Origin of the sequence: Pseudomonas sp. Z8(2022) (assembly GCF_025837155.1) — a bacterium.
In the GTDB taxonomy this organism is placed as follows: Bacteria; Pseudomonadota; Gammaproteobacteria; order Pseudomonadales; family Pseudomonadaceae; genus Aquipseudomonas.
In genome coordinates this window covers 3,797,134-3,821,332 of sequence record NZ_CP107549.1, presented here as the reverse complement: position 1 = coordinate 3,821,332, position 24,199 = coordinate 3,797,134, and the positions used below count along the sequence as shown (strand labels likewise).

Annotated in this window: 22 protein-coding genes and 1 pseudogene; 18 read left to right on the top strand and 5 right to left on the bottom strand. The window is 63.7% G+C overall.

The features are described 5' to 3' along the window. Nucleotides 1–64: 64 nt before the first annotated feature. The 3 genes from asd to OEG79_RS18200 all read right to left on the bottom strand — a co-directional run bounded on the left by asd (nt 65) and on the right by OEG79_RS18200 (nt 3,384). Complete coding sequence (asd, locus tag OEG79_RS18210) at nt 65–925, bottom strand: archaetidylserine decarboxylase (protein ID WP_264146344.1); 861 nt, start codon at nt 923–925, stop codon at nt 65–67. 68 nt (nt 926–993) lie between these two features. Beyond that, entirely contained in the window at nt 994–1,809 is an 816-nt protein-coding gene (locus OEG79_RS18205; RefSeq protein WP_264146343.1) for a rhodanese-like domain-containing protein, read from the bottom strand. Between the two features lie 51 nt (nt 1,810–1,860). Next, complete coding sequence (locus OEG79_RS18200; RefSeq protein ID WP_264146342.1) at nt 1,861–3,384, bottom strand: HDOD domain-containing protein; 1,524 nt, start codon at nt 3,382–3,384, stop codon at nt 1,861–1,863. A gap of 119 nt (nt 3,385–3,503) precedes the next feature. Here OEG79_RS18200 and motA point away from each other — a divergent pair, with 119 nt between their 5' ends. Both motA and motB read left to right on the top strand, forming a co-directional pair. Further along, nucleotides 3,504–4,355, top strand: coding sequence for a flagellar motor stator protein MotA (gene motA / locus OEG79_RS18195; protein ID WP_264146341.1), 852 nt, complete (start codon nt 3,504–3,506; stop codon nt 4,353–4,355). A 3-nt stretch (nt 4,356–4,358) separates the two neighbouring features. Next, nucleotides 4,359–5,357 carry a flagellar motor protein MotB gene (gene motB / locus OEG79_RS18190; protein WP_264146340.1) on the top strand — a complete coding sequence of 333 codons (999 nt, stop codon included), beginning with the start codon at nt 4,359–4,361 and terminating at the stop codon, nt 5,355–5,357. Here motB and rsgA read toward each other — a convergent pair. Further along, the gene (gene rsgA, locus OEG79_RS18185) at nt 5,351–6,382 is read right to left on the bottom strand and encodes a small ribosomal subunit biogenesis GTPase RsgA (RefSeq protein ID WP_264146339.1); all 1,032 of its coding nucleotides are present in this window, start codon (nt 6,380–6,382) and stop codon (nt 5,351–5,353) included. The genes motB and rsgA overlap by 7 nt on opposite strands. Nucleotides 6,383–6,494: 112 nt before the next feature. Here rsgA and OEG79_RS18180 point away from each other — a divergent pair, with 112 nt between their 5' ends. Both OEG79_RS18180 and orn read left to right on the top strand, forming a co-directional pair. Next, entirely contained in the window at nt 6,495–7,250 is a 756-nt protein-coding gene (locus tag OEG79_RS18180) for a class I SAM-dependent methyltransferase (protein WP_413247520.1), read from the top strand. 30 nt (nt 7,251–7,280) lie between these two features. Continuing rightward, the gene (gene orn / locus OEG79_RS18175) at nt 7,281–7,823 is read left to right on the top strand and encodes an oligoribonuclease (protein WP_264146337.1); all 543 of its coding nucleotides are present in this window, start codon (nt 7,281–7,283) and stop codon (nt 7,821–7,823) included. 87 nt (nt 7,824–7,910) lie between these two features. Here the strand turns inward: orn and queG are convergent, their stop codons facing one another. Then, nucleotides 7,911–8,975 carry a tRNA epoxyqueuosine(34) reductase QueG gene (queG, locus tag OEG79_RS18170; RefSeq protein WP_264146336.1) on the bottom strand — a complete coding sequence of 355 codons (1,065 nt, stop codon included), beginning with the start codon at nt 8,973–8,975 and terminating at the stop codon, nt 7,911–7,913. A 61-nt stretch (nt 8,976–9,036) separates the two neighbouring features. On the opposite strand from queG, the gene OEG79_RS18165 reads away from it, so the two are divergent. The 14 genes and pseudogenes from OEG79_RS18165 (at nt 9,037) to OEG79_RS21360 (ending at nt 24,120) form a co-directional block, all read left to right on the top strand. After that, the gene (locus OEG79_RS18165; RefSeq protein WP_264146335.1) at nt 9,037–10,536 is read left to right on the top strand and encodes an NAD(P)H-hydrate dehydratase; all 1,500 of its coding nucleotides are present in this window, start codon (nt 9,037–9,039) and stop codon (nt 10,534–10,536) included. Then, the gene (tsaE, locus tag OEG79_RS18160) at nt 10,524–10,991 is read left to right on the top strand and encodes a tRNA (adenosine(37)-N6)-threonylcarbamoyltransferase complex ATPase subunit type 1 TsaE (protein WP_264146334.1); all 468 of its coding nucleotides are present in this window, start codon (nt 10,524–10,526) and stop codon (nt 10,989–10,991) included. Before OEG79_RS18165 ends, tsaE begins: the two co-directional genes overlap by 13 nt. A 22-nt stretch (nt 10,992–11,013) precedes the next feature. Further along, nucleotides 11,014–12,429 carry an N-acetylmuramoyl-L-alanine amidase gene (locus tag OEG79_RS18155; RefSeq protein ID WP_413247554.1) on the top strand — a complete coding sequence of 472 codons (1,416 nt, stop codon included), beginning with the start codon at nt 11,014–11,016 and terminating at the stop codon, nt 12,427–12,429. Next, entirely contained in the window at nt 12,429–14,309 is a 1,881-nt protein-coding gene (mutL, locus tag OEG79_RS18150; RefSeq protein ID WP_264146332.1) for a DNA mismatch repair endonuclease MutL, read from the top strand. Before OEG79_RS18155 ends, mutL begins: the two co-directional genes overlap by 1 nt. Continuing rightward, complete coding sequence (gene miaA, locus OEG79_RS18145; RefSeq protein WP_264146331.1) at nt 14,309–15,283, top strand: tRNA (adenosine(37)-N6)-dimethylallyltransferase MiaA; 975 nt, start codon at nt 14,309–14,311, stop codon at nt 15,281–15,283. Before mutL ends, miaA begins: the two co-directional genes overlap by 1 nt. A 101-nt stretch (nt 15,284–15,384) precedes the next feature. Next, nucleotides 15,385–15,645: an RNA chaperone Hfq gene (hfq, locus tag OEG79_RS18140; RefSeq protein WP_264146330.1), complete on the top strand. Its 261-nt coding sequence runs from the start codon at nt 15,385–15,387 to the stop codon at nt 15,643–15,645. Nucleotides 15,646–15,658: 13 nt separating this feature from the next. Further along, complete coding sequence (gene hflX / locus OEG79_RS18135; RefSeq protein ID WP_264146329.1) at nt 15,659–16,960, top strand: ribosome rescue GTPase HflX; 1,302 nt, start codon at nt 15,659–15,661, stop codon at nt 16,958–16,960. 97 nt (nt 16,961–17,057) lie between these two features. Beyond that, nucleotides 17,058–18,227, top strand: a complete 1,170-nt coding sequence (hflK, locus tag OEG79_RS18130; protein ID WP_264146328.1) for an FtsH protease activity modulator HflK — start codon at nt 17,058–17,060, stop codon at nt 18,225–18,227. Further along, on the top strand, nt 18,227–19,096 hold the full coding sequence (gene hflC, locus OEG79_RS18125; RefSeq protein ID WP_264146327.1) for a protease modulator HflC: 870 nt from the start codon (nt 18,227–18,229) through the stop codon (nt 19,094–19,096). Before hflK ends, hflC begins: the two co-directional genes overlap by 1 nt. Nucleotides 19,097–19,201: 105 nt before the next feature. Continuing rightward, nucleotides 19,202–19,387, top strand: a complete 186-nt coding sequence (locus tag OEG79_RS18120; protein ID WP_264146326.1) for a DUF2065 domain-containing protein — start codon at nt 19,202–19,204, stop codon at nt 19,385–19,387. Between the two features lie 37 nt (nt 19,388–19,424). After that, nucleotides 19,425–20,612 carry an ATP phosphoribosyltransferase regulatory subunit gene (locus OEG79_RS18115; RefSeq protein WP_264146325.1) on the top strand — a complete coding sequence of 396 codons (1,188 nt, stop codon included), beginning with the start codon at nt 19,425–19,427 and terminating at the stop codon, nt 20,610–20,612. Between the two features lie 58 nt (nt 20,613–20,670). Beyond that, nucleotides 20,671–21,966, top strand: coding sequence for an adenylosuccinate synthase (locus OEG79_RS18110; protein WP_264146324.1), 1,296 nt, complete (start codon nt 20,671–20,673; stop codon nt 21,964–21,966). Between the two features lie 237 nt (nt 21,967–22,203). Further along, a pseudogene (locus OEG79_RS21365) lies at nt 22,204–23,214 on the top strand (methyl-accepting chemotaxis protein); the annotation flags it as partial. Between the two features lie 21 nt (nt 23,215–23,235). Further along, nucleotides 23,236–24,120, top strand: coding sequence for a methyl-accepting chemotaxis protein (locus OEG79_RS21360; protein ID WP_413247553.1), 885 nt, complete (start codon nt 23,236–23,238; stop codon nt 24,118–24,120). Nucleotides 24,121–24,199 lie beyond the last annotated feature (79 nt).

Here is a 24,199-nt window from a genome sequence, read left to right as displayed (position 1 = left end):
CCAGAGTACGGAACCATGACCGAACGGTCGAGAAGCAGAGGCCTTTTCTCAGCTTCTCAGCGGCTCAGTTCTGGGCATTGCCCAGCAGCTGACCCATGCGCACTGCACTGCCGGCGCACAGCTCTTCGGCCCATTGCACCTGGTTCGGGCCGAACAGCACGATGGCGGTGGAACCCAGTTTGAAACGGCCCATTTCGGCGCCCTTGGCCAGCTCGATTGGCTCGCGTGCCTGCGCGTCGTAACGCGTGCTCTTCAGCTCGCGCTTGGGCGGGGTTACCAGGCCGGCCCATACCGTCTCGATGCTGGCGACGATCATGGCGCCCACCAGTACCACCGCCATCGGGCCGCGCTCGGTGTCGAACAGGCAGACCACACGCTCGTTACGGGCGAACAGCTCCGGCACGTTTTCCGCCGTGGTCTGGTTGACCGAGAACAGGCGGCCCGGCACGTAGACCATCTCTTTCAGTGTGCCGGCCAGCGGCATATGGACGCGGTGATAGTCCTTCGGCGAAAGGTACACGGTGGCGAACTGGCCGCCCATGAAGGGGGCTGCGCGCTCGGCGTCGCCGCCGAGCAGTTCGACCGCGCTGAAACTGTGGCCCTTGGCCTGGAAGATGCGGCCATGCTCGATGGCACCGAGCTGGCTGATCGCACCATCGGCCGGACTGAGAATGGCGCCGGGGGTTTCATCCAGCGGACGCGCGCCTGCTTTCAGGGCGCGGGTGAAGAAGGCGTTGAAGTGCTCGAAGGCACGCAGGTCTTCATTCTGTGCTTCGCTCATGTTGACCTGGTACTGCTTGGCGAACCACGAGATCAGCGGATTCTTCAGCCAGGCGATGCGGCATTCGGCAACGCAGCCGATCAGGCGCGACAGCAGGTGGTGAGGCAGCAGGTACTGGCTGAGAATGAAGAGGCGTTGTTTCATCGGGTTTCCTTGATGGTTCTGCGCCTGCGCAGCCTGGCTGCGCAAGGTGCGATTGACGGTCTGCGAACTCAGCGTTCGATGGGCGTGTCGGGCAGGTTGCCCCATTCCGACCAGGAACCGGCATAGGCCTTCACGCGCGGATAACCGAGCGCCTTGGCCACCACGTAGCTGAAGCCGGAGCGGCGATGGGTCTGGCAGTGAGTGATCACTTCCTTGTCCGGTGTAATGCCCAGGCCTTCGAGAACCTCGGCAATGTCGGTGCGAATGCGCATGCCGCGTTGCGGGTCCATGCCCGCGGTCCACTCGAAATGGATGGCGCCGGGAATGTGCCCGCCGCGTGCTGAACTCAGCTTCTCGCCACGGTATTCGTCTGCGCCGCGCACGTCCCAGATGGCCAGGTCGGGTGCGTCCAGGCGTGCTTGCAGATAGTCGCGCGTGGCGGTAGGCGCGTCGTTCAGCGTCAGTGTCACTTCGCTGCGGGCCACTGTGGGGACATCCTGGCTCAGCGGCAGATCGTCACTGATCCAGGCTTGCAGGCCGCCGTTCAGGAAGTGGTAACGCTGATGGCCGATCACGTCGAGCAGCCAGATGAAACGGCCGGCCCAGGGGCCGCCTTCATCGTCGTAGACCACGTATGTAGCTTCGGGGCTGTGGCCGATATCCGCGAACAGCGCTTCGAGCTGCGCTCGCTCCGGGAGCAGGCCGGGAGCGGGCGGCTGGCCCCGTTGCGTGCGTTTGGCATCCACCCAGCGCGCACCGGGGATGTGGCCGGCGGCATAACGCGCCGCGCTGCTGAGATCGAGTAGGATCAGCCCGGGAGCATCCAGGCGTGCCGCCAGCTCGGATGGCTCGATCACCAGAGGTAGATTGTCGAAGGCGGACATGACGGCCTCCTTGTATGAAAAAGAGGTCGATTGTAGCGGAAACGCAGCTGTTCAGCGCCCGCGTCTGGAAAAGCAGCCAAGTGCACGTTCGATGCACTGCACCGTCCTGCCAAAGGCCTGCAGGCTGACATCATTGAGCGGTTGCCCGTCCTGGTCGGCCACGACCAGCATCACCACTCGGCCATTGCTCGCAAGCGAACGCAGCAGCAGATGCTCGCTGGGGAACAGTGCCTTGAGAGTGCCTGGCAGCAGGGCGGAGAACTGCGCCATATTGGCGGGCGTAAGGCGCAACTGGCCGGGTTCGCTGAGCAGGCGTTTCAGGACCTGACTCTGCGCCGGGTCGAGACTGATGCTCGCTGCACTGGCATCGAGACCGGCCTGCTGCTGGGCCAGCAGGCGGGTGTGATGGCGGTCGGCGAGCAGCAGCAGGACACGTTTCAGGCCGCAGGCTTGCAAGGCGTCGCGGGCGCATGCGGTCAGTTGCGGCACGTTGGCGAAGCTGCTGGGCTCGGCCAGCAGGCGCGCGCAATGCTGCCGCCAGGTAGTAAGGTCATCACGTTTCGGGGGCGGTGCCGCGATCACGGCTGGTTTCAGGCGCTGGGCGTCCCACGGCCAGATCAGCGCCTGGGCCGGATGCCAGAGCGCAGTGTCGTGAATCAGGCGTGCGCTGCTGACGGCATGCTGGTGTACTTCCTGCTGTAGGTCGCTCAAGGGCACTTGCAGGTAGAGGCCGGTAAGGCGCTGCCAGCGCAGGCAATGCGCAGTCCCCCAGGCATGGTGAGCCGACACCGCGAGGCCGTTGGCCAGCAGCACGCAGTTGCTTGGCTGGGTGAGCCAGTGGCGCAGGGGGGCATCCTCGTCGAGCATCTGTTGCTGATGCAGCGGTTGCTCGTTAACGCGAGCAATATGCAGCGCTTTCACCAGTTTGCGTCGGTCGCTCTCCAGCAGACGATAGCCGCGCACGATCCATTCCGGCAGGCGCCAACGCTCGGCCAGTGCCAGGCACAGCTGAATCAGGCTGATGCCGAGCAGTTCCTTCTCCACTGCAGCCGGTTGCTCTCCCTTGAGCAGCACGCGTTGCTCCCAGGCCTCGAGCAGATGCGGATGGGCGCACAGCAGCGGCCAGATCGGTGCGAGAAACAGCAGACTGCAGCCATGCACTTCGTTCCACAGGCGTGCCAGCCGTGCGCCGAACAGGCCGCGAGCCTGCTGGCTGGCGTGCTGGCTGATCAGCAGAATCTGGCGGAACGCCAGGGGGATTTCGTCTTCCCGCAGCGAGGGTGCCTGGTTGAGCAGCGTTTCGCAGCGGCTCAGGCCCAGTCGCGCCAGGGCCGTATCGATGCTTTCGGCAGGATCGCTGAGGATGTTGCTCGCCTGGTTGGCTTCGCGCAGCACCTGCAGGGCAAAAGACGGGCTCGACTCGATGACCTCGGCAATTTCGCGCCAGGTGCGATGGTTGTCACCCAGAGTACGGCGTATGCGTGCATGTTGCTGCTGCTCGATTGGCAGTGGCAGCTTGCCCAGTTGTTGTACCCAGGCGTCTAGCGTGCGTGGCAGAGACTTGGACGTCGACATATTGGCTCGAGTCGAACTGGCTTTTGACCATAAGTGGCTATAGTCTGGCGTATAAGTTCCGATAAATAGAAGGGTTGTTTTGAGCAACCCGTCCTCTGGGCTCTGCAAGCGTTTTCTTCATGGCAAAAATCATAGGCATCATCGTCGTCCTCGGCAGCGTGTTCGGTGGATTCATGCTTTCGGGTGGGAAACTGATGGCGTTGGTCCATCCCTTCGAAGTTTTGATCATTGGTGGTGCAGCGCTTGGCGCGTTTCTGCAGGCCAATCCGGGCAGCATGTTCATGACCGTGTTCAAGAAGTCCTTGAGCATGTTCGGCAGCCGCTTCACCCATACCTATTACCTCGAAGTGCTCAAGCTGCTTTACGAGATTCTCAACAAGAGTCGTCGCGAGGGCATGATGGCCATCGAGGCCGACGTCGAGGAGCCCGGCGCCAGCCCGATCTTCAGCAAGTACCCGGGGGTACTGAAGGACGCGCGCATGACGGCGTTCATCTGTGACTACCTGCGCATCATGTCCTCCGGCAACATGGCTCCGCACGAGCTGGAAGGGTTGTTCGACATGGAACTGGCCAGTCTCAGGGAGGAACTGGAACACCCAGGGCATTCAGTGGCCAAGGTCGCTGACGGCATGCCGGCCATGGGTATCGTCGCGGCGGTTCTGGGGATCGTCGTTACCATGTCGATCCTGGCTGAAGCGGACAACGCACAGATCGGTGAGAAGGTCGGTACGGCGCTGGTCGGTACCTTCCTCGGTATTCTCGCTTCCTACGGTTTCTTCGGCCCGCTTTCCGGTGCCTTGGAGCATGACGCCAAGGAAGAGCTGAACCTTTACGAGGCAATCAAGGCGACGCTGGTCGCTTCCGCCTCCGGCATGCCGCCGTCCCTGGCTGTCGAGTTCGGGCGCAAGGTGCTGTATCCGGCGCACCGCCCGAGCTTCAGCGAGCTCGAGCAGGCCATGCGCGGCAACTAAGCCATGGAAAATAACCAACCCATCATCGTCAAGCGGGTCAAGAAGACCGCAGGCGGGCACCATGGTGGTGCCTGGAAGATCGCCTTCGCCGACTTCGCCACCGCCATGATGGCGTTCTTCCTGGTGATGTGGCTGATGTCGTCGGCCACGCCGGAACAGAAACGGGCGATTTCCGGTTATTTCCAGGACCCCATCGGTTTCACCGAGAGTGCCAGTCCCTACGCCATCGACCTGGGCGGTACACCGACGCCGGCGCCGGAGCGCACGCTCAATCCGGATGTGACCGATACCCCGGAGAGCCAGCCGGATGAGATAGACGTCAGCACCGATCAGATCGAAACCCTGGCTGACAAGCTGGAGCGGGAACGCCTTGAGCTGCTGCTGCAGGAGCTGCAGAACAAGGTCGAGGAAAACCCCGAACTGCAGCGCTTCAAGGATCAGATTCTGTTCGAGATCACTCAGGATGGCCTGCGCATCCAGATCATGGATGCCGAGAATCGCCCGATGTTTGCCCTCGGCAGCGCCAACCTGCAGCCGTATTTCGAGGACATCCTGCTGGCCATGGCCGACACCATTCGCGCGGTGCCGAACAAGATCAGTGTCAGCGGTCATACCGATGCCAAGCCATTCTCGGGGCAGGGGGAATTCGGCAACTGGGAGCTGTCAGCCAATCGCGCCAATGCCGCTAGGCGGACGCTGGTCGCCGGCGGATACCCCGACGAGCAGGTGGCGCGGGTGGTCGGTTATGCCTCGTCGGCACTGTTCGATCGCGAGGACCCGTTCAATCCGGTCAACCGCCGTATCGATATCGTCGTGCTGACCAAGAAGGCACAGCGTGCGATCGAGGGTGAACAGGGCGCAGAAGGCGAGCCGGTACAGAAACCGGCTCCTGCCGCGCCGTCAGGGGCGCCCGCCGAGGCGCTGCCGGCCGATCAGTTGCGTGAGCGACTGAATATCTTCGAGAGTGGCAGCAGCCCGTTCGAACAGCTGAACAATCAGTAATCGTCCTGCGGCAGGCTGGCGAGTATGTGCCGGTAGCTGGCCATGCGCTGCGGCTGCACGCGGCCGTCTTCCAGGGCTTGCAGCAGGGCGCAGCCCGGTTCGCGGTCGTGCTTGCAGTCACGAAAACGGCAGCGCCCGAGCAGATCGTGGAACTCGATGAAGCCTGCCTCCACGTCGTCGCGACTGACATGGCCCAGGCCGAATTCACGGATACCGGGGGAGTCGATCAACTGGCCGCCGCCGGGGAAGTGGAAGAGCCGGGCGGTGGTGGTGGTGTGCGTACCCTTGCCGGTCAGCTCCGACAGGGCGCCGACGCGGGTATCGACGCCGGGCAGCAGGCCGTTGACCAGGGATGACTTGCCTACTCCGGACTGGCCGACGAATACGCTGACATGGCCGTCCAGGCGCTTCTTCAACTGCTCCATGCCGTCTCCGTGATGGGCCGAGACCTCCAGCAGCGGGTACTCCAGCTGGCGATAGACCTTGAGCAGGGCATCGAGCGCCGCCTGATTCTGTTCGTCGATCAGGTCGGCCTTGTTCAGCAGCAGCAGCGGGCGAATGCCGGCATGCTCGGCCGCGACGAGGTAGCGGTCGATCAAATTGGCGTGTGGTTCGGGCAGGGGGGCGAAGACGATGACGATCTGGTCGACGTTGGCCGCCACCGGCTTGAGCTGGCCGCGCATGTCGGGGCGGCACAGTTCGCTGTGTCTCGGCAGTTGCGCGACGATCACGCCGTCGCCCTGATTGCCCGGGCGCCAGACCACCTGGTCGCCGGTGACCAGCGCCGGCAGGTTGGCGCGCAGGTGGCAGCGAAACACCTGGCCGGCCAGTTCGCCCTGCAAACCCTCGATTTCCACCTGGACGCCAAAATGAGCGATCACCAGGCCGGTCTGCTCCGGGCCCAGGTCGCCGCCTTCCAGTGCCTCCATGGCGCGCGATTCGCGTTTGGCTGCGCGGGCGGCACGTTCGCCCTGAATCTTTTCGATGCGCCAGCTCTGGCGGCGGTTGAGTTGGCGTTTGGCCATGGAGCGTCCGGGGTGGTGGAGTGTTGATCGCGGCGAGTTTAGCATGAGCGCTCGGTGGTCATTCGGCTGCCAGAAACGGGGGCTGCGAATGACGACAGGCGGGAAGGCACCGATGCTGCGCGCGCTCATGGCGCAGGGCCTGGCTGTGGCGCTGGTAGTGGTGCTGGTGTACCTGCTGGCCCTGTTGCACTGGCGCATGTCGCTGTTTTCCGTGGTGCTGCTGCAAGGCGTGCTGGCCGCTGCAATCGGTTGGCGCCTGGGGCTGTCGCGCTGGTGGCTGTGGATCAACCTGGCGTTCCTGCCGGCGCTGTTGCTGGTGCAGCGCGCCGATTTGCCTGCCTGGCTGTTTCTGCTGGGCTTTGTGCTGTTGCTGCTGATCAACTGGAACAGTTTGCGTGAGCGGGTGCCGCTCTATCTGAGCGGGCACAAGGCGCAGCAGCGTCTGCAGCAGTGCCTGAGCGAGCTGGAGCCGCCGCTGCGTTTCGTCGATCTTGGCTGTGGTACGGCGGGCATCCTGCTGCAACTGGCCCGGCAGTTCCCGCGCGGGCAGTTCGTCGGTGTGGAAACGGCGCCCCTGCTTTTCGTTGTCGCCTGGCTGCGTTGCCTGTTTCAGGAAAACTGCAGCATTCGCTATCGAAGTCTGTGGCGGGTCGATCTCAGCCAGTTCGACGTCGTCTACTGCTTCCTCTCTCCGGTGCCGATGCCGCGACTCTGGGCCAAGGCGCAAGCCGAGATGCGTGCCGGTAGCTGGCTGATCAGCAACACCTTCGAGATCCCGGGGGTGCCGGCTGATCGGCTGCTCGAGGTCGACCAGGGGCGGCAGGCGGCTCTGCTGATCTGGCAGATCAAGGGCTCGGATATCCGCTAGAATTGGCGCCTGAGCGAAGGAGCCCTGACCATGCAAAACCCCAACAACCTGATCTGGATCGATCTGGAAATGACCGGCCTGGAGCCGGAGCGCGATGTGATCATCGAGATGGCGACCATCGTCACCGACAGCGATCTGAATGTGCTCGCCGAAGGCCCGGTGATCGCCATTCACCAGAGTGACGAGGCCCTGGCCGGCATGGACGAGTGGAATACCCGCACCCATGGCCAGAGCGGCCTGACCCAGCGTGTGCGCGAGAGCCGCATCGATATGGCAGAGGCCGAAGCGCAGACCATCGCCTTCCTGGAGCAATGGGTGCCGAAGGGCAAGTCGCCGATCTGCGGCAACAGCATCGGTCAGGATCGCCGTTTCCTCTACAAGTACATGCCGGCGCTGGAAGCCTACTTCCACTACCGCTACCTGGACGTCTCGACGCTGAAAATCCTCGCCGGCATGTGGGCGCCGCAGGTCAAGGACAGCTTCCAGAAGACCGCCACGCACCAGGCGCTGGACGACATCCGCGAGTCCATCGCCGAGCTGCGCCACTACCGCGAGCATTTCCTCAAGGTCTGATGAGCACCGCCTGCGCAGCGGGAGTCTCCCGTGATGCGGGCATGATTGGTGGCCGGCAGGCCATCCGGGTTATGGGCGTCACTCGCTCTACAAGGCGTTGTGCCGCCCCAGTGCCCACTCCACATGTTCGCGCACCAGTTCCGATGGATGCTCGCGGCGTGCCTGCAGCGCCTGCAGCACCGGGATGGTCGAAGGTGCATTGCCCAGACCGACCGCCAGATTGCGCAGCCAGCGCTCGTAGCCGGCACGGCGTAGCGGCGAGCCCTCGGTGCGGCTGAGAAACTCCTGCTCCGTCCACATGAACAGCTCGGCCAGGCCGCTATTGTCCAGGCCGTGACGTGGCTGGAAGTCGCTCTGTTCGGTGGGGCGGGCGAAACGATTCCACGGGCAGACGATCTGGCAGTCGTCGCAGCCGAACACCCGGTTGCCGATGGGCGCGCGCAGTTCTATCGGAATGGAGCCTTTCAGCTCGATGGTCAGGTAGGAGATGCAGCGCCGCGCATCCAGCTGGTAAGGGCCGACGAAGGCGGCGGTGGGGCAGATATCCATGCAGGCTCTGCAGCGTCCGCAGTGCTCGCTGCCATGGGGCGCGTCGACCGGCAGCGGCAGGTCGACGAACAGCTCGCCAAGAAAGAAATAGCTGCCGGCCTTGCGATTGAGCACCAGGGTGTTCTTGCCGATCCAGCCCAGGCCGGCCTTTTCGGCGATGGCCTTTTCCAGCACCGGTGCGCTGTCGACGAAGGCGCGATAGCCGAACGGGCCGATCTTCTGCTGGATGCGTTCTGCCAGTTGTTGCAGGCGTTTGCGGATCAGCTTGTGGTAGTCGCGGCCCAGGGCGTAGCGCGACACGTAGGCCTGCTCAGGCTCGCCCAGGCGTTGGGCCATCTGCGTATCGCCAGGCCAATAGTCCATGCGCAGCGACACCACGCGCAATGTGCCGGGTACCAACTCCTGCGGGCGCGAGCGCTTGTCGCCGTGGGCGGCCATATAGTCCATCTCGCCCTGGTAACCTGCCGCCAGCCAGCGCTTGAGGTGCGCTTCGTGCTCGCTCAGCTCGACATCGGTGATGCCGACCTGCTGGAAACCCAGCTCGCCCCCCCAGTCCTTGATGGACAGGGCCAGAGCGTCGAGGTCGAGGGTTTGTTCGGACATGGGTCGGGCGCAGACGGTGGAGGTGCGTATAATTCTGCCAGACATCCGTCGCGAGCGAGCCATGCATTCACTTTCCTCTTCTTTGCCCTTGAGCCTGCACAGCGCCGAACAGGTGCGCGCTCTGGACGCGCAACTGATCGCCGCCGGCACGCCGGGTTTTGAGCTGATGCAGCGTGCCGCTCATGCCGCCTGGCGCGCGCTGCGCCGGCGCTGGCCTGAGGCTGGCGAAATCACCGTGCTGGCCGGACGCGGCAACAATGCCGGCGATGGCTATCTGGTCGCGGCTCTGGCGCGGCGCGCTGGTTGGCGTGTCCAGGTCCTGGCGGTCGGCGATCCCGCTGCGCTGGTCGGCGACGCCGCCCAGGCCTGTGCCGAGGCCAGGGCGTCGGGGGTGGATATTCAGCCCTGGAGCGAGTGTGCGCCGTTGGCCGGTGTGCTGGTCGACGCCCTGCTCGGTACGGGTCTCACCGGTGCCGTGCGTGAGCCCTATGCCCAGGCGATCCGCATGCTCAATCAGAGTGGCCTGCCGGTGCTGGCCGTGGACATCCCCTCAGGCTTGCAGGCCGACACCGGCGCACGCCTGGGCGTGGCGGTGCGCGCCGATCTGACCGTGACCTTCATCGCGCTCAAGGTCGGCCTGCTGACGGGCGTTGGTCCGGAGTTGTGCGGCGAGTTGCAGTTCGATGACCTGCAGGGTGATGCGCAGCTGCTGGCAAGCGCTCCCAGCGTGGCGCAACGCCTCGATCCCGCCAATCTGCCGCGCCTGGCGGCGCGTTCGCCAGTGGCGCACAAGGGGCAGTTCGGTCATCTGCTGGTGGTCGGCGGCGATCTGGGCATGGGCGGCGCTGCGTTGCTCAGTGCTGACAGCGCTTTGCGCGCCGGTGCCGGTCTGGTTTCGCTGGCGACGCGTGCCGAGCATGTCACGGCGGCGCTGGTGCGGCGGCCGGAGGTCATGTGCACGGCGGTGTCATCGGCAAACCAGTTGCTGGCACTGGTCGAGCGCGCCGATGTCTGCGTGGTCGGGCCGGGCATGGGGCAGGACGCCTGGGGGCGCAGTCTGCTGTCTGGTGTATCGGGCGTCGAGCAGCCCCAGGTCTGGGACGCCGATGCGCTGAATCTGCTCGCGGCCGGTCAGGTCGCTGCGCCGCGCCTGGGGGTGCTGACACCGCATCCGGGCGAGGCGGCGCGCCTGCTGGGGATCGACACGGCGCTGTTGCAGGCTGACCGGCCTGCGGCGGCGCGAGCCCTGGCACAGCGTTATGGTCTGGTGATTGTGCTCAAGGGAGCCGGCAGTCTGATCGCGGCGCCGGATGGGCGTATGGCCCTGTGCAGTCGTGGTCATCCGGCAATGGCTGGTGCAGGTCTGGGGGATGTGCTGGCCGGCCTGATCGGCGCGCTGCTGGCGCAGGGCATGGCGCCCTACGATGCCGCATGCCTGGCGGTCTGGTTGCATGCGCGGGCCGGGGAAACACTTGCCCTGCACGGCCGTGGGCTGGCTGCCGGTGATCTGCCCGGCACCATTCGTCAGTTACTGGAGGAGTTCTGTCCTTGCGTGAAGTGAAGCTCGAGGCGGCCGACGAGGCTGCGATGCTGGCGTTGGGTGCGTCGATCGCCGAGGTCAGTGGTGGTGTGGGCACCATCTATCTGCACGGTGATCTGGGCGCCGGCAAGACCACTCTGTCACGCGGCATCCTGCGTGGTCTGGGGCATGCCGGTGCGGTCAAGAGTCCGACCTTCACCCTGGTCGAGCCCTACGAGATTGGCGATGTGCGAGCCTTCCATTTCGACCTGTACCGCCTGGTCGATCCCGAGGAGCTGGAGTTTCTCGGCATCCGCGACTACTTCGAAGGCAACGCTCTGTGTCTGATCGAATGGCCGCAGCGCGGCGCGGGCGTTTTGCCAAAGCCTGACCTGGACATTACCATTAGCCCCCAAGCGGGCGGCCGTTCGCTGTTGCTGCAGGGGCATGGGGCTCGAGGGGAGGCCTGGTGCAAGGCCCTGAGCGGCAAGCAATGAACAAGAAACGATGGGGTTGGTTATGCGCATAGGCGCGCTGGTTACCGCTGTGGGGGTATTGTTGGCGGCCCTGGCTGCCGAGGTGCTGGCTGCCTCCGATGTGCGCGGCGTGCGTCTGTGGCGTGCGCCTGACAATACCCGCCTGGTCTTCGACCTGTCCGGCCCGGTACAGCACAGTGTGTTCACTCTGGCAGCTCCCGATCGCATCGTCATCGATGTTAGCGGCGCCAAGCTGGCCACCAGCCTCGATCAGCTTTCCCTCGCCAATACCCCCATCACCGGCGTGCGTTCGGCTCAGCGCAGTGCCGATGATCTGCGTGTGGTCATCGACCTGTCGGCGCCGGTTTCACCGAAGAGTTTTACCCTGGCCCCCAATCAGCAGTACGGCCATCGCCTGGTGGTTGACCTGTTCGATCAGGGCGGTGCGCCGCCTGCCACTCAGGCGCCCAGTGCTTCCGCCAGTGCGCCACCGGTGCCGGTCACACCGACCCAGCCTTCGCCCAAACTGACGCCCGTGCCCAACGGCAAGCGCGATATCATCGTCGCCATCGATGCCGGCCATGGTGGCGAGGACCCGGGCGCGCTCTCGCCGGTCAAGGGGCAATACGAGAAGCACGTGACTCTGGCCATCGCCAAGGAACTGCAGCGGCAGATCAACGCCGAGAAGGGCTTCCGTGGCGAGCTGGTGCGTACCGGCGACTACTTCATTCCGCTGCGCAAGCGCACCGAAATTGCGCGCAAGAAGGGCGCGGATCTGTTCGTTTCCATTCATGCCGATGCCGCGCCGCGCTCTGCGGCATTCGGGGCTTCGGTCTATGCCCTGTCCGAACGCGGTGCAACTTCCGAGACAGCCCGCTGGCTGGCTGATGCCGAGAACCAGTCGGACCTGATCGGTGGTGCCGGCAACGTCAGCCTCGACGACAAGGACAAGATGCTCGCCGGCGTGCTGCTGGATCTGTCGATGACCGCTTCGCTGTCCTCCAGCCTCAATGTGGGGCAGAAGGTGCTGTCGAACATGGGCAACATCACTCCGCTGCACAAGCGCCGTGTCGAGCAGGCGGGCTTCATGGTGCTGAAGTCTCCGGATATTCCCTCGATCCTGGTGGAAACCGGCTTTATCTCCAATCCCAACGAGGCGAAGAAGCTGCATACCGCCAGCCATCAGCAGGCCCTGGCCCGCTCGATTACTACCGGGGTCAAGCAGTTCTTCCACGAAAACCCGCCGCCCGGCACCTACGTGGCCTGGTTGCGTGACGAAGGCAAGATCGTCGCCGGCCCGCGCGAGCACGTGGTGGCACGCGGTGAAAGTCTGGCGCTCATCGCTCAGCGCTATCAGATCAGCCTGGCTGCCCTGCGCGGCGCCAACAAGCTCAATGGCGACGTGATCAAGGTCGGCCAGACATTGCAGATACCCGCCACCTCCCTGGCTGCCCAGTAGTGAGTGTCATGTCCCGTATTCATTTGCTCAGCCCGCGCCTGGCCAACCAGATTGCCGCGGGCGAGGTGGTCGAGCGCCCGGCTTCGGTGGCCAAGGAACTGCTGGAAAACAGCCTGGACTCAGGTGCCCGGCGCATCGATGTCGAAGTCGAGCAGGGTGGCGTCAAGCTGCTCAAGGTGCGTGACGATGGTTCTGGCATCGCTGCCGATGATCTGCCGCTGGCCTTGGCGCGCCATGCCACCAGCAAGATTCGCGAGCTGGAGGACCTGGAAGCTGTGCTCAGCATGGGTTTTCGCGGCGAGGCGCTGGCGTCGATCAGTTCGGTATCGCGTCTGACCCTCACCTCGCGTACGGCCGATGCAGCGCAGGCCTGGCAGGTGGAAACCGAAGGGCGCGACATGGAGCCGCGCGTGCAGCCCGCGGCACATCCGGTGGGCACCTCGGTGGAGGTGCGTGACCTGTTCTTCAATACCCCGGCACGGCGCAAGTTTCTGCGTGCCGAGAAAACCGAGTTCGATCACCTGCAGGAAGTGATCAAGCGCCTGGCGCTGGCGCGTTTCGATGTCGGCTTTCACCTGCGCCACAATGGCAAGACCGTGCTCAGCCTGCACGAGGCAGGTGACGAGATCAGTCGCGCGCGTCGCGTTGCCGCAGTTTGCGGTCCGGCGTTCCTGGAGCAGGCGCTACCCATCGAAATCGAGCGCGGCGGGCTGCGGCTGTGGGGCTGGGTTGGCCTGCCGACCTTCTCGCGCAGCCAGGCGGATCTGCAGTATTTCTACGTCAACGGCCGCATGGTGCGCGACAAGCTGGTCGCTCATGCGGTGCGTCAGGCTTACCGCGACGTGCTGTTCAATGGCCGCCACCCGACCTTCGTGCTGTTCCTGGAAATCGACCCGGCGACGGTGGACGTCAACGTTCACCCGACCAAGCACGAAGTGCGCTTCCGTGATAGCCGCATGGTGCATGACTTCCTCTACGGCACGCTGCATCGTGCCCTGGCCGATGTGCGCCCTGAAGATCAGGTCGCAGCGCCTGCCGCCGTATCACCCATGGTGCGCCCGACGGGGCTGGCTGCAGGGGAGTTCGGCCCGCAGGGCGAGATGGGTCTGGCTGCCAGCATTCTGGAAACACCGGCGCCCAGCATGCAGCCGGCCTGGCGCGGCACCGGCTCGGGATACCAGCAGCCGGCCGTCAGTCCCGGTGTGTCGACGGGCGAGGCTCAGGCCGCCTACCGCGAGTACTTCTCGCCGCTGCCGACGGCTCAGGCTCAGCCCATGCCGCAGGAGCAGGGCGACATTCCGCCGCTCGGTTACGCCGTGGCGCAGCTCAAGGGCGTCTATATTCTCGCCGAGAATGCCCAGGGCATGGTGGTGGTGGACATGCATGCCGCCCACGAACGCATCACCTATGAACGCCTGAAACAGGCCATGGCCAGTGAGGGCCTGCGTGGTCAGCCATTGCTGGTGCCGGAGTCCATTGCCCTCAGTCAGCGCGAGGCGGACTGCGCTGAAGAACATGGTGAGTGGTTCCAGCGCCTGGGTTTCGAGCTGCAGCGTCTGGGCGAGGAAAGCGTGGCGATTCGCCAGATCCCTGTGCTGCTCAAGCAGGCCGAAGCCACCCAGTTGGTGCGAGATGTCTTGGCTGACCTGCTGGAATATGGCACCAGCGACCGCATCCAGGCGCACCTCAACGAGCTGCTGGCGACCATGGCCTGTCATGGTTCGGTGCGTGCCAACCGGCGCCTGACCATCCCCGAGATGAATGCCCTGCTGCGTGACATGGAACAGACCGAACGCAGCGGCCAATGCAACCATGGCCGTCCGACCTGGACGCAGCTGGGCATGGATGACCTCGACAAGCTGTTCCTGCGGGGGCGTTGATGGCCGCTGGACTGCCACCGGCCATCTTCCTGATGGGCCCGACCGCTGCCGGCAAGACCGATCTGGCCCTGGAGCTGGCACGCGCACTGCCGTGTGATCTGATCAGCGTGGATTCGGCGCTGATCTACCGTGGCATGGATATCGGCACGGCCAAGCCCGAGCGGGCGGTGCTCGATGAGTTTCCCCATGCCCTGATCGACATTCTTGATCCGGCCGAGAGCTATTCGGCCGCCGAATTTCGCGCCGATGCCCTGGCGGCCATGGCCGAGAGTACGGCGCGCGGCCGTATTCCGCTGCTGGTGGGCGGCACCATGCTCTATTACAAGGCGCTGCTGGAAGGACTGGCCGATATGCCAAGTGCCGACCCGGCGATTCGTGCCGAACTCGAGGCGCGCGCACTGGCCGAAGGTTGGGAAGTGCTGCATCGCGAGCTGGCTGCGGTCGATCCCGAGTCCGCTGCGCGTATCCATCCCAACGATCCACAGCGGCTGACCAGGGCGTTGGAGGTCTACCTCGTCAGCGGTCTGAGCATGACCGAGCATCGTCGGCGCCAGGCAGCAGGAAATCCTGATACGGGCACGTCGGGCGGTGGGCAATTGCCCTATACTGTTGTCCAGCTTGCTATCGCACCAGCGCAGCGTCAGATTTTGCATGACCGCATCGCTCAACGATTTCGGGCGATGTTGGAACAGGGTTTCGTGGAAGAGGTCGAAACCCTGCGTAGTCGAAGTGACTTGCACGCGGGACTGCCGTCTATACGGGCGGTGGGTTATCGCCAGGTGTGGGAGTACCTCGATGGCGAGCTGTCCCGGGACGAAATGGTCGAGCGCGGCATCATCGCCACTCGGCAGTTGGCCAAGCGACAATTCACCTGGTTGCGCGGTTGGGACGACTTGCACTGGCTGGACAGTCTGGCCTGCGACAATCTGTCTCGCGCCTTGAAATACCTGGCAAGCGTCTCCATATTGAAATGAGACCTTGCCGCTGGCCGTCTATCCTTGGGGGTGAGTCGGTCTGAAGCTATTGTTTACTTACTGAAATTACTGAAAATTGATCCTCGAAAGGAGTGCGGCACATGTCAAAAGGGCATTCGCTACAAGACCCTTACCTGAATACCCTGCGTAAGGAACGCGTCCCTGTTTCCATCTATCTGGTCAACGGCATCAAGCTGCAGGGCCAGATCGAGTCCTTCGACCAGTTCGTCATTCTGCTGAAGAACACTGTCAGTCAGATGGTCTACAAACATGCCATTTCCACCGTCGTGCCAAGCCGTCCGGTGCGCCTGCCGAGCGCTGGCGATTCCGAGCAGGGCGATGGCGAGCCGGGTAACGCCTAAATAGGGGGTTGCATTGTTCTTCGAGCGTCATGAGGGCGGTGAGCGGGCCATCCTGGTTCATCTGGAAGGCCAAGACTCCGAGGCGAGCGAAGATCCCCAGGAGTTTCAAGAATTGGCCATGTCGGCAGGCGCTGACATGGTCGCTTTCTTTTGCGTGCCCAGCAGTCGTCTGACTGCCAAGTTCCTGATCGGCAGCGGCAAGGTCGAGGAACTGCGCGACCAGGTCAAGGCCGCCGAAGCCGATCTGGTCATCTTCAATCACACCCTGACTCCCAGCCAGGAGCGCAACCTCGAGCGCGCCTTCGAGTGTCGTGTGCTCGATCGTACCGGGCTGATCCTCGATATCTTCGCCCAGCGCGCGCGCACCCATGAGGGCAAGCTGCAGGTCGAGCTGGCTCAGCTCGACCATATGAGCACGCGCCTGGTGCGTGGCTGGACCCACCTTGAGCGGCAGAAGGGCGGTATCGGCCTGCGCGGTCCGGGTGAAACCCAGCTGGAAACCGACCGCCGCCTGCTGCGGGTGCGTATCCGCCAGATCAAGGCGCGCCTGGAAAAGGTACGCAGTCAGCGCGAGCAGGCGCGGCGTGGCCGCAAGCGTGCCGACATTCCTTCGGTCTCGCTGGTCGGCTACACCAACGCTGGCAAGTCCACCCTGTTCAACGCCCTGACGACTTCCGAGGTGTACGCGGCCGACCAGTTGTTCGCCACCCTCGACCCGACCTTGCGCCGCCTTGAGCTCGATGACCTCGGCCCGATCGTGCTGGCCGATACCGTGGGTTTCATTCGTCACCTGCCGCACAAGCTGGTCGAAGCCTTCCGCGCTACGCTGGAAGAATCGAGCAACTCCGATCTGCTGCTGCATGTGATCGATGCCCATGAGCCCGAGCGCATGGCGCAGATCGAGCAGGTTCAGGCCGTGCTCAAGGAGATCGGCGCGAACGAGTTGCCGATGCTCGAGGTGTACAACAAGCTGGATTTGTTGGAAGGTGTGGAACCGCAGATCCAGCGTGATAGTGATGGCAAACCGGTTCGTGTCTGGTTGTCTGCGCGCGAAGGGCGTGGTCTGGACTTGTTGCGACAGGCGGTTGCAGAGCTGTTGGGCGAGGATCTGTTCGTCGCCACCCTGCAGCTGCCGCAACGTCTGGGAAGGCTGCGGGCGCAGTTCTTCGCCCTGGGGGCAGTGCAGGGCGAAGAGCACGACGACCAGGGGCACAGCTTGCTGTCGGTGCGTTTGCCGCGGGTCGAGCTCAATCGCCTGGTGAGTCGCGAGGGTTTGGAGCCTCAGGTCTTCATCGAGCAACATACTTTGCAATAAAGCCCGCAGCGGTGGCTTTGCTGTCACCATGGGGCTTTGGGTAGCATTGGCCGGCGCGCCGTGGGCGCGCCTTTGCTTTATCAGTACGGAGAACGCTATGGCTTGGAATGAGCCGGGTGGAAACTCGAACAATCAAGACCCTTGGGGCGGCCGCAAAGGCGGTGGACGCCAGGGCCCGCCGGATCTCGACGAAGCGTTCCGCAAGCTGCAAGAAAGCCTGAACGGGCTTTTCGGTGGCGGCAAGAAGCGTGGTGATGACGATTCCGGACGCAGCGGTGGTGGCGGTGGCTTCGGTCTGCTGTTCGTAGGCCTCGGCCTGTTGGCGGTGGTCTGGCTGTACAGCGCGATCTACGTGGTGGATGAACAGGAGCAGGCCGTGGTGCTGCGCTTCGGCAAATATCACGAGACCGTCGGTCCGGGTCTGAACATCTACTTCCCGCCGATCGATCGTAAGTTCCAGGAAAACGTGACGCGTGAGCGTGCCTACAGCAAGCAGGGCGCCATGCTGACCGAAGACGAGAACATTATCGAAGTCCCGCTGACCGTGCAGTACCGCATCAGCAACCTGCAGGACTTCGTGCTCAACGTCGACCAGCCGGAAGTCAGCCTACAGCACGCCACCGACAGCGCCGTGCGTCATGTCGTCGGCTCCACCGAGATGGACCAGGTGCTGACCGAAGGTCGTGAGCTGATGGCCAGCGAAGTGCGTGAGCGTCTGCAGCGTTTCCTCGACAACTACCGTACCGGTATCACCATCACCCAGGTGAACATCCAGAGCGCTGCGGCGCCGCGTGAAGTTCAGGAAGCCTTCGATGACGTGATCCGTGCCCGTGAAGACGAGCAGCGCGAGAAGAACCAGGCCGAGTCCTACGCCAATGGCGTGATTCCGGAAGCGCGTGGTCAGGCCCAGCGTCTGCTGGAAGAAGCCAACGGTTATCGCGATGAAGTCATCGCCCGCGCCCAGGGTGAGGCGGACCGCTTCACCAAGCTGGTAGCCGAGTATCGCAAGGCGCCGGAGGTGACCCGTGAACGTCTGTATCTGGACACCATGCAGGAACTGATGAGCAACACCAGCAAGGTTCTGGTCACTGGCGACAAGGGGCAGAACAACCTGCTCTATCTGCCGCTGGACAAGATGATCGACAGCCGTGGTGGTTCCTCTTCATCCAGTTCCGCCAACAGTAGCACTTCGACGACGCGTGATCCGGCGGTGCCGCTGAGCAGCGATCTGTCGCAGCGTAACCTGCGTACCCGGGAGGGCCGTTGATGAGCAACAAGTCCCTGATCGGCCTGATCGTGGCCGTGGTTCTGGCCCTGGTGGCATGGAATAGCTTCTACATCGTGGCGCAAACCGAACGTGCGGTTCTGCTGCAGTTCGGTCGTGTGGTCAATCCGGACGTGCAGCCTGGTCTGCACGTGAAGATTCCTTACGTCAACCAGGTGCGCATCTTCGATGGCCGTCTGCTGACGCTGGATTCCACTTCTTCGCGCTTCCTGACCCTGGAGAAGAAGGCACTGATGGTGGACGCCTACGCCAAATGGCGGGTGAAGGATGCCGAGCGTTTCTATCAGGCCACGTCCGGCATGAAGCAGGTCGCCGACGAGCGTCTGGCGCGTCGCCTGGAAGCTTCGCTGCGTGACCAGTTCGGTAAGCGCACCCTGCACGAGTCGGTTTCCGGTGAACGCGATGCGCTGATGGCTGACGTTACCTCAACCCTCAATCGTGCTGCCGAGCGTGAGCTGGGTATCGAAGTGGTCGATGTGCGGGTCAAGGCCATCGACCTGCCGCGTGAGGTCAACCGCAGCGTGTTCGAGCGGATGAGCACCGAGCGTGAGCGTGAGGCCCGCGAGCACCGCGCCAAGGGTCGTGAGCTGGCCGAAGGTATTCGCGCCGATGCCGATCGTCAGCGTCGTGTGCTGCTGGCTGAAGCCTACCGTGAAGCGGAAGAGCTGCGCGGTGATGGTGATGCCCAGGCTGCTGCCATCTACGCCCGTGCCTTCGGTCAGGATCAGGAGTTCTACTCCTTCTACCGTAGCCTGCAGGCGTACCGCGAAAGCTTCGCTGACAAGCGTGACGTCCTGGTGCTGGATCCAAGTAGCGATTTCTTCCGTTACCTGGAAAAGTCCAAGCGTTGATCGGCAACCCTGGCGGCGCGATGCGTCGCCGGGGTGACCTCAGGGGAAAACGTGGTATGATGCGGCAGCCGGGAAAATCCCGGCTTTTTTGCGTCTGTGGGAATCATGTGGCAGGAACTCGGCGTCGCACTGTGTCTGGTACTGGTGCTGGAAGGCATCCTGCCCTTCCTCTATCCGCGTCATTGGCGCGGGGCGGTATTGCAGGCTGCGCGTCTGCCCGACCGCCGACTGCGTCTTATGGGGCTGGCCAGCATGCTGCTGGGTACTGCTCTTCTATATCTGCTTCACTGAAGGCTTGTGCCGCCCGGATCGAGAGGGGAATGGCGAAATGGCAACGGTAGACCGCTGGCTGCTGCCAGATGGCATCGAAGAAGTACTGCCGCCGGAAGCGGCGCGCATCGAGGCGGCACGCCGTCAGGTGCTGGATCTGTTCCAACGTTGGGGTTACGAATTCGTCGTCACCCCTCATATCGAGTACCTGGAATCCCTGCTCACTGGCGCCGGCCAGGATCTCGATCTGCGTACCTTCAAGGTCACCGATCCGCTCTCCGGCCGGCAGATGGGCTTTCGTGCCGACATCACTCCGCAGGTGGCGCGTATCGACGCCCACACCCTGCGCCGCGAGGGGCCGAGCCGTCTGTGCTATGCCGGCAGCGTGCTGCACGCCAAGCCGCGTGCGCTGACCACTTCGCGCAGCCCGATCCAGCTCGGCGCCGAGCTCTATGGCGACGCCAGCCCGGCCAGCGATATCGAGGTGATCAGCCTGCTGGTCGAGACCCTTGAGCTGGCTGCAGTGCCGGACGTGCACATGGACCTTGGTCATGTCGGCATCTACCGCGGTCTGGCCCGCGCCGCGGGGCTGTCCGGTGCGGCCGAGCAGCAGTTGTTCGACGCGCTGCAGCGCAAGGCCATGGACGAAATCGAGACCCTGACTGCGGCGTTGCCGGCAGGCCTGGGCAACATGCTGCGTTCGCTGGCCGAGCTGTGTGGTGGGCGCGAGGTGCTGGATCTGGCTCAGGCTGTCCTGGTCGAAGCGCCGGATGCGGTCCATGCCGCCCTTGATGAGTTGGTGGCCATCGCCGATGCGCTGGAGCTGCGTTATCCCGAATTGCCGCTGTATTTCGACCTCGGCGAATTGCGCGGCTACAACTATCACACTGGCGTTGTGTTCGCGGCCTTCGTCCCGGGCGAGGGCGGTGCCATTGCTCAGGGCGGTCGTTACGACGATACCGGTGCGGTGTTCGGTCGGGCACGCCCGGCTACCGGCTTCTCCACTGATCTGAAGACCCTGGTGACCCTGGGTGACATGCGTCTGGATGAAGCGCTCGGTGGCGTCTGGGCTCCGGATAATCATGATCTCTATCTGTGGCAGGCCGTTCGTCGTCTGCGTAGTGAGGGTGAGCGTGTGGTACAGGCGCTGCCCGGGCAGAGCGAGGCGGATGCGCGCGAAGCAGGCTGTGACCGCCTGCTGACGTTGCGTGATGGACGTTGGCAGGTGGCGCCCCTGGCGTCCTGAAACTATTTTTGCGCCGGCCGGCGGCCGGCATCGAAGCTGCGCGAAGAGGACAAGTATCATGGGTAAGAATGTCGTCGTCCTGGGCACCCAGTGGGGTGATGAGGGCAAGGGCAAGATCGTCGACCTGCTCACCGAGCAGGCTGCTGCAGTCGTGCGTTATCAGGGTGGCCACAACGCTGGCCACACCTTGGTGATCGACGGTGAAAAGACCGTTCTGCACCTGATTCCCTCCGGCATCCTGCGCGAAGGCGTTGAATGCCTGATCGGCAACGGTGTGGTGGTCGCGCCGGATGCACTGCTGCGCGAAATCACCAAGCTGGAAGAGAAGGGTGTGCCGGTGCGCGAGCGCCTGCGTATCAGCCCGGCCTGTCCGCTGATCCTGTCCTATCACGTGGCGCTGGACCAGGCGCGCGAAAAGGCCCGTGGCGATGCCAAGATCGGTACCACCGGCCGCGGTATCGGCCCGGCCTACGAGGACAAGGTTGCGCGTCGCGGTCTGCGCGTCGGTGATCTGTTCCACCGTGAGCGCTTCGCTGCCAAGCTGGGTGAGCTACTGGATTACCACAACTTCCAGCTGGTCAACTTCTACAAGGAGCCGGCCATCGACTTCCAGAAGACTCTGGACGAGTGCATGGAGTACGCCGAGCTGCTCAAGCCGATGATGGCCGACGTCACTGCCGTGCTGCATGACCTGCGCCGCGAAGGCAAGGACATCATGTTCGAAGGTGCCCAGGGTTCGCTGCTGGATATCGACCACGGCACCTACCCCTACGTCACCAGCTCCAACACCACCGCTGGTGGTATCGCAACCGGCTCCGGTTTCGGCCCGCTGTACCTGGACTACATCCTCGGCATCACCAAGGCCTACACCACCCGTGTCGGCTCCGGCCCGTTCCCGACCGAGCTGTTCGACGACATCGGTGCGTTCCTGGCCAAGCGTGGTCACGAGTTCGGTGCCACCACCGGTCGTGCCCGTCGTTGCGGTTGGTTCGATGCGGTGATCCTGCGTCGCGCCATCGAGATCAACAGCATTTCCGGTCTGTGCCTGACCAAGCTGGACGTGCTCGACGGCCTGGAAACCATCCGTATCTGCACCGGCTACAAGGATGCCAATGGCCAGGTGCTGGTCGATGCGCCGACCGATGCCGACAGCTACATCGGCCTGCAGCCGGTCTATGAGGAAATGCCGGGCTGGGGCGAGTCCACTCTGGGCGCCAAGACCCTGGAAGACCTGCCTGCCGCGGCTCGTGCCTACATCAAGCGTGTGGAAGAGCTGGTCGGTGCGCCGATCGACATCATTTCCACCGGCCCGGATCGCAACGAAACCATCATCCTGCGTCATCCGTTCGCCTGATGGCCGTTTGTTGATTTGAAAAGCCGCCTTCGGGCGGCTTTTTTATGGCCTGCGCCCTTTGCAGAGGGAGGCGATGCTGCTCTGATCTGTCGTCATCGTGCCGGGGAGTGCGTGGTTTGGCGCTGTTTTTTCAGTATTGATAGGCACGCACCTTGCTTGGACTCAATAAATCCCGGAAGTCGCCGTTATAGTCAGTACGGTCGTTGAGGAGTGTCCCCAGTGTTCGCCATCGTTTCCATGTTGCGCAGTCGTTTGCTGCGCCCGGTATTTGTTGCGCTCGGTTTGGCCATGTTGGTGCAGGTCGGGTTGGCAGTGTGGTTGATGCGTGCGTCGGTCGACGGCATGGTCGAAGACCTGGCTCAGCGCCTGGGCGGTGAAAGCCGCCGCCTGGGTGAAGAGTTGGGTATGGCCGAGCGTGAGTTGAGCCAGGGGCTCTCGGGGCTGGCGGGCAGCACGCGTAGTCGACTGGGCGAAGGCCTTTCCACTCAGTTGAAGGACGAGCAGGCGCAGTTGCGCGTGGTGCTCGAGGGCAATCTCAAGCAGTCTGGTCAGTCCCTGGCGCAGTTGCTGGCTGGTGTCGCTCCGAAATCAATCTGGGACCTGGACATTCCGGGGCTCACGGCGTTGACCCGAATTGCCCAGCAGGACCCGGCGGTGCTGTTCGCCGTCATCTATGACGCGGAAGGCAAACGCCTGACCCGCAATTTCAACCGCAGCAATGCGCAGGTGCGTGAGCTGGTAGCCGCTGGTCAGGGCGATTCGCCGCTGGACAAGCTGGTGGATGCCGCTTCGCGGGACCCGCGAGTGTATGTGGTCGAGGCTGACATCAATCCAATGGGGGCTTCGATTGGCAAGGTCCAGATGGGCCTGTCGCTGGATGTGGTTCAGCGCGAACTGACCGCCCTGGATGGTCGTTTCACGTCATTGGTCAATGGTGCCGGCGAACTGGTTGACAGCAGTCTGGCGGGTGCCTTCGAGGAGGCGACCGGGGCGCTGCGGGCGCGTTTGCAATCGGCTGAGCGTTACACCCAGGAGATGGCGCGTAACGGTGGCGAATCGGTGCTCGAGGCCGCTGACTCGCTGCGCTGGAACATCGCTCTGGGGTTGCTGGTCGTCGGTGCCTTGGCACTGGTGGTCGTGGCGCTGGTGCTCGGCTGGCGCGTGCTCAGTCGTCTGCGCCTGCTCAGTGCCGCACTCAACGACCTGGCAGCGGGCGAGGGTGATCTGACCCGGCGTGTGAGCATCGACAGTCAGGACGAAGTTGGTGAGATGGCCGATGCGGTAAACCGCTTCATCGCCAAGTTGCAGCCCATTGTGCGTGAGTCTGGCGAAGTGGCCCTGCGTACCGGTGAGCAGATTCGTAGCCTGAGCCAGCGCGGCGTGGCAGCCGAAGCGGCCGCTGAGCGTCAGCGCGACGAGGTGGCAGGGAGTCTGCAGGCGCTGGAGCAAATGGCCGACGAGGCGCAGGCGGAGAGCCAGTCCATGCAGGAGGCGCTGCAGCGCGTCGATACCATTCGCCAGGCGGCGCATGAGAATGCGGCCATCGCCCAGCGACTTTCCTCCCTGATCGAAGGGCTGGTCGCACGCGTGGCGGACGGCTCGGCAGTGATCGAGCGTCTGGCCAAGCAGAGTGAGCAGATCGAGGTGGTGCTGACGGTGATTCAGTCCATTGCCGAACAGACCAACCTGCTTGCACTCAATGCTGCCATCGAGGCGGCGCGCGCCGGCGAAAGCGGTCGTGGTTTCGCCGTCGTGGCCGACGAGGTGCGGGCGCTGGCGAGCAAGACCCAGCAGTCCACCGGTGATATTCAGACCCACATCGCTGCCTTGCAGCGTGGCGCGCAGGAAGCAGTGGCCGCTATCGCCCAGGCGGGGGAGCAGGGCAGCGAAGGGCTGCAGGTACTGCGTGACAGCGCGCGCCTGCAGCAGTCGGTGCAGCAATCCGTGGACGATGTGCACGGTGCTATCAACGCGGCGACTCAGGCTGCGGCCCATCAGGCCGAGGGGGCCGGTGCGGTGCGTGGGCGTGTGGAGATCATCCATGCCGAAGCGCAGCGTGCAGCCGATGCGGTGGCGGCGATTGCCGGCAATGCGAGGGTGCTGGACGAACTGGCGGCGCAGCTCAAGGCCAGTCTGGGGCAGTTCAAGGTCTGATCGTTGGGCGGGGCGCCTTGTGCGCCTCGCTTCTCAGCGGTTGCTGACGCGTCTGACTTTTCTTCAGGCAATAAAAAAC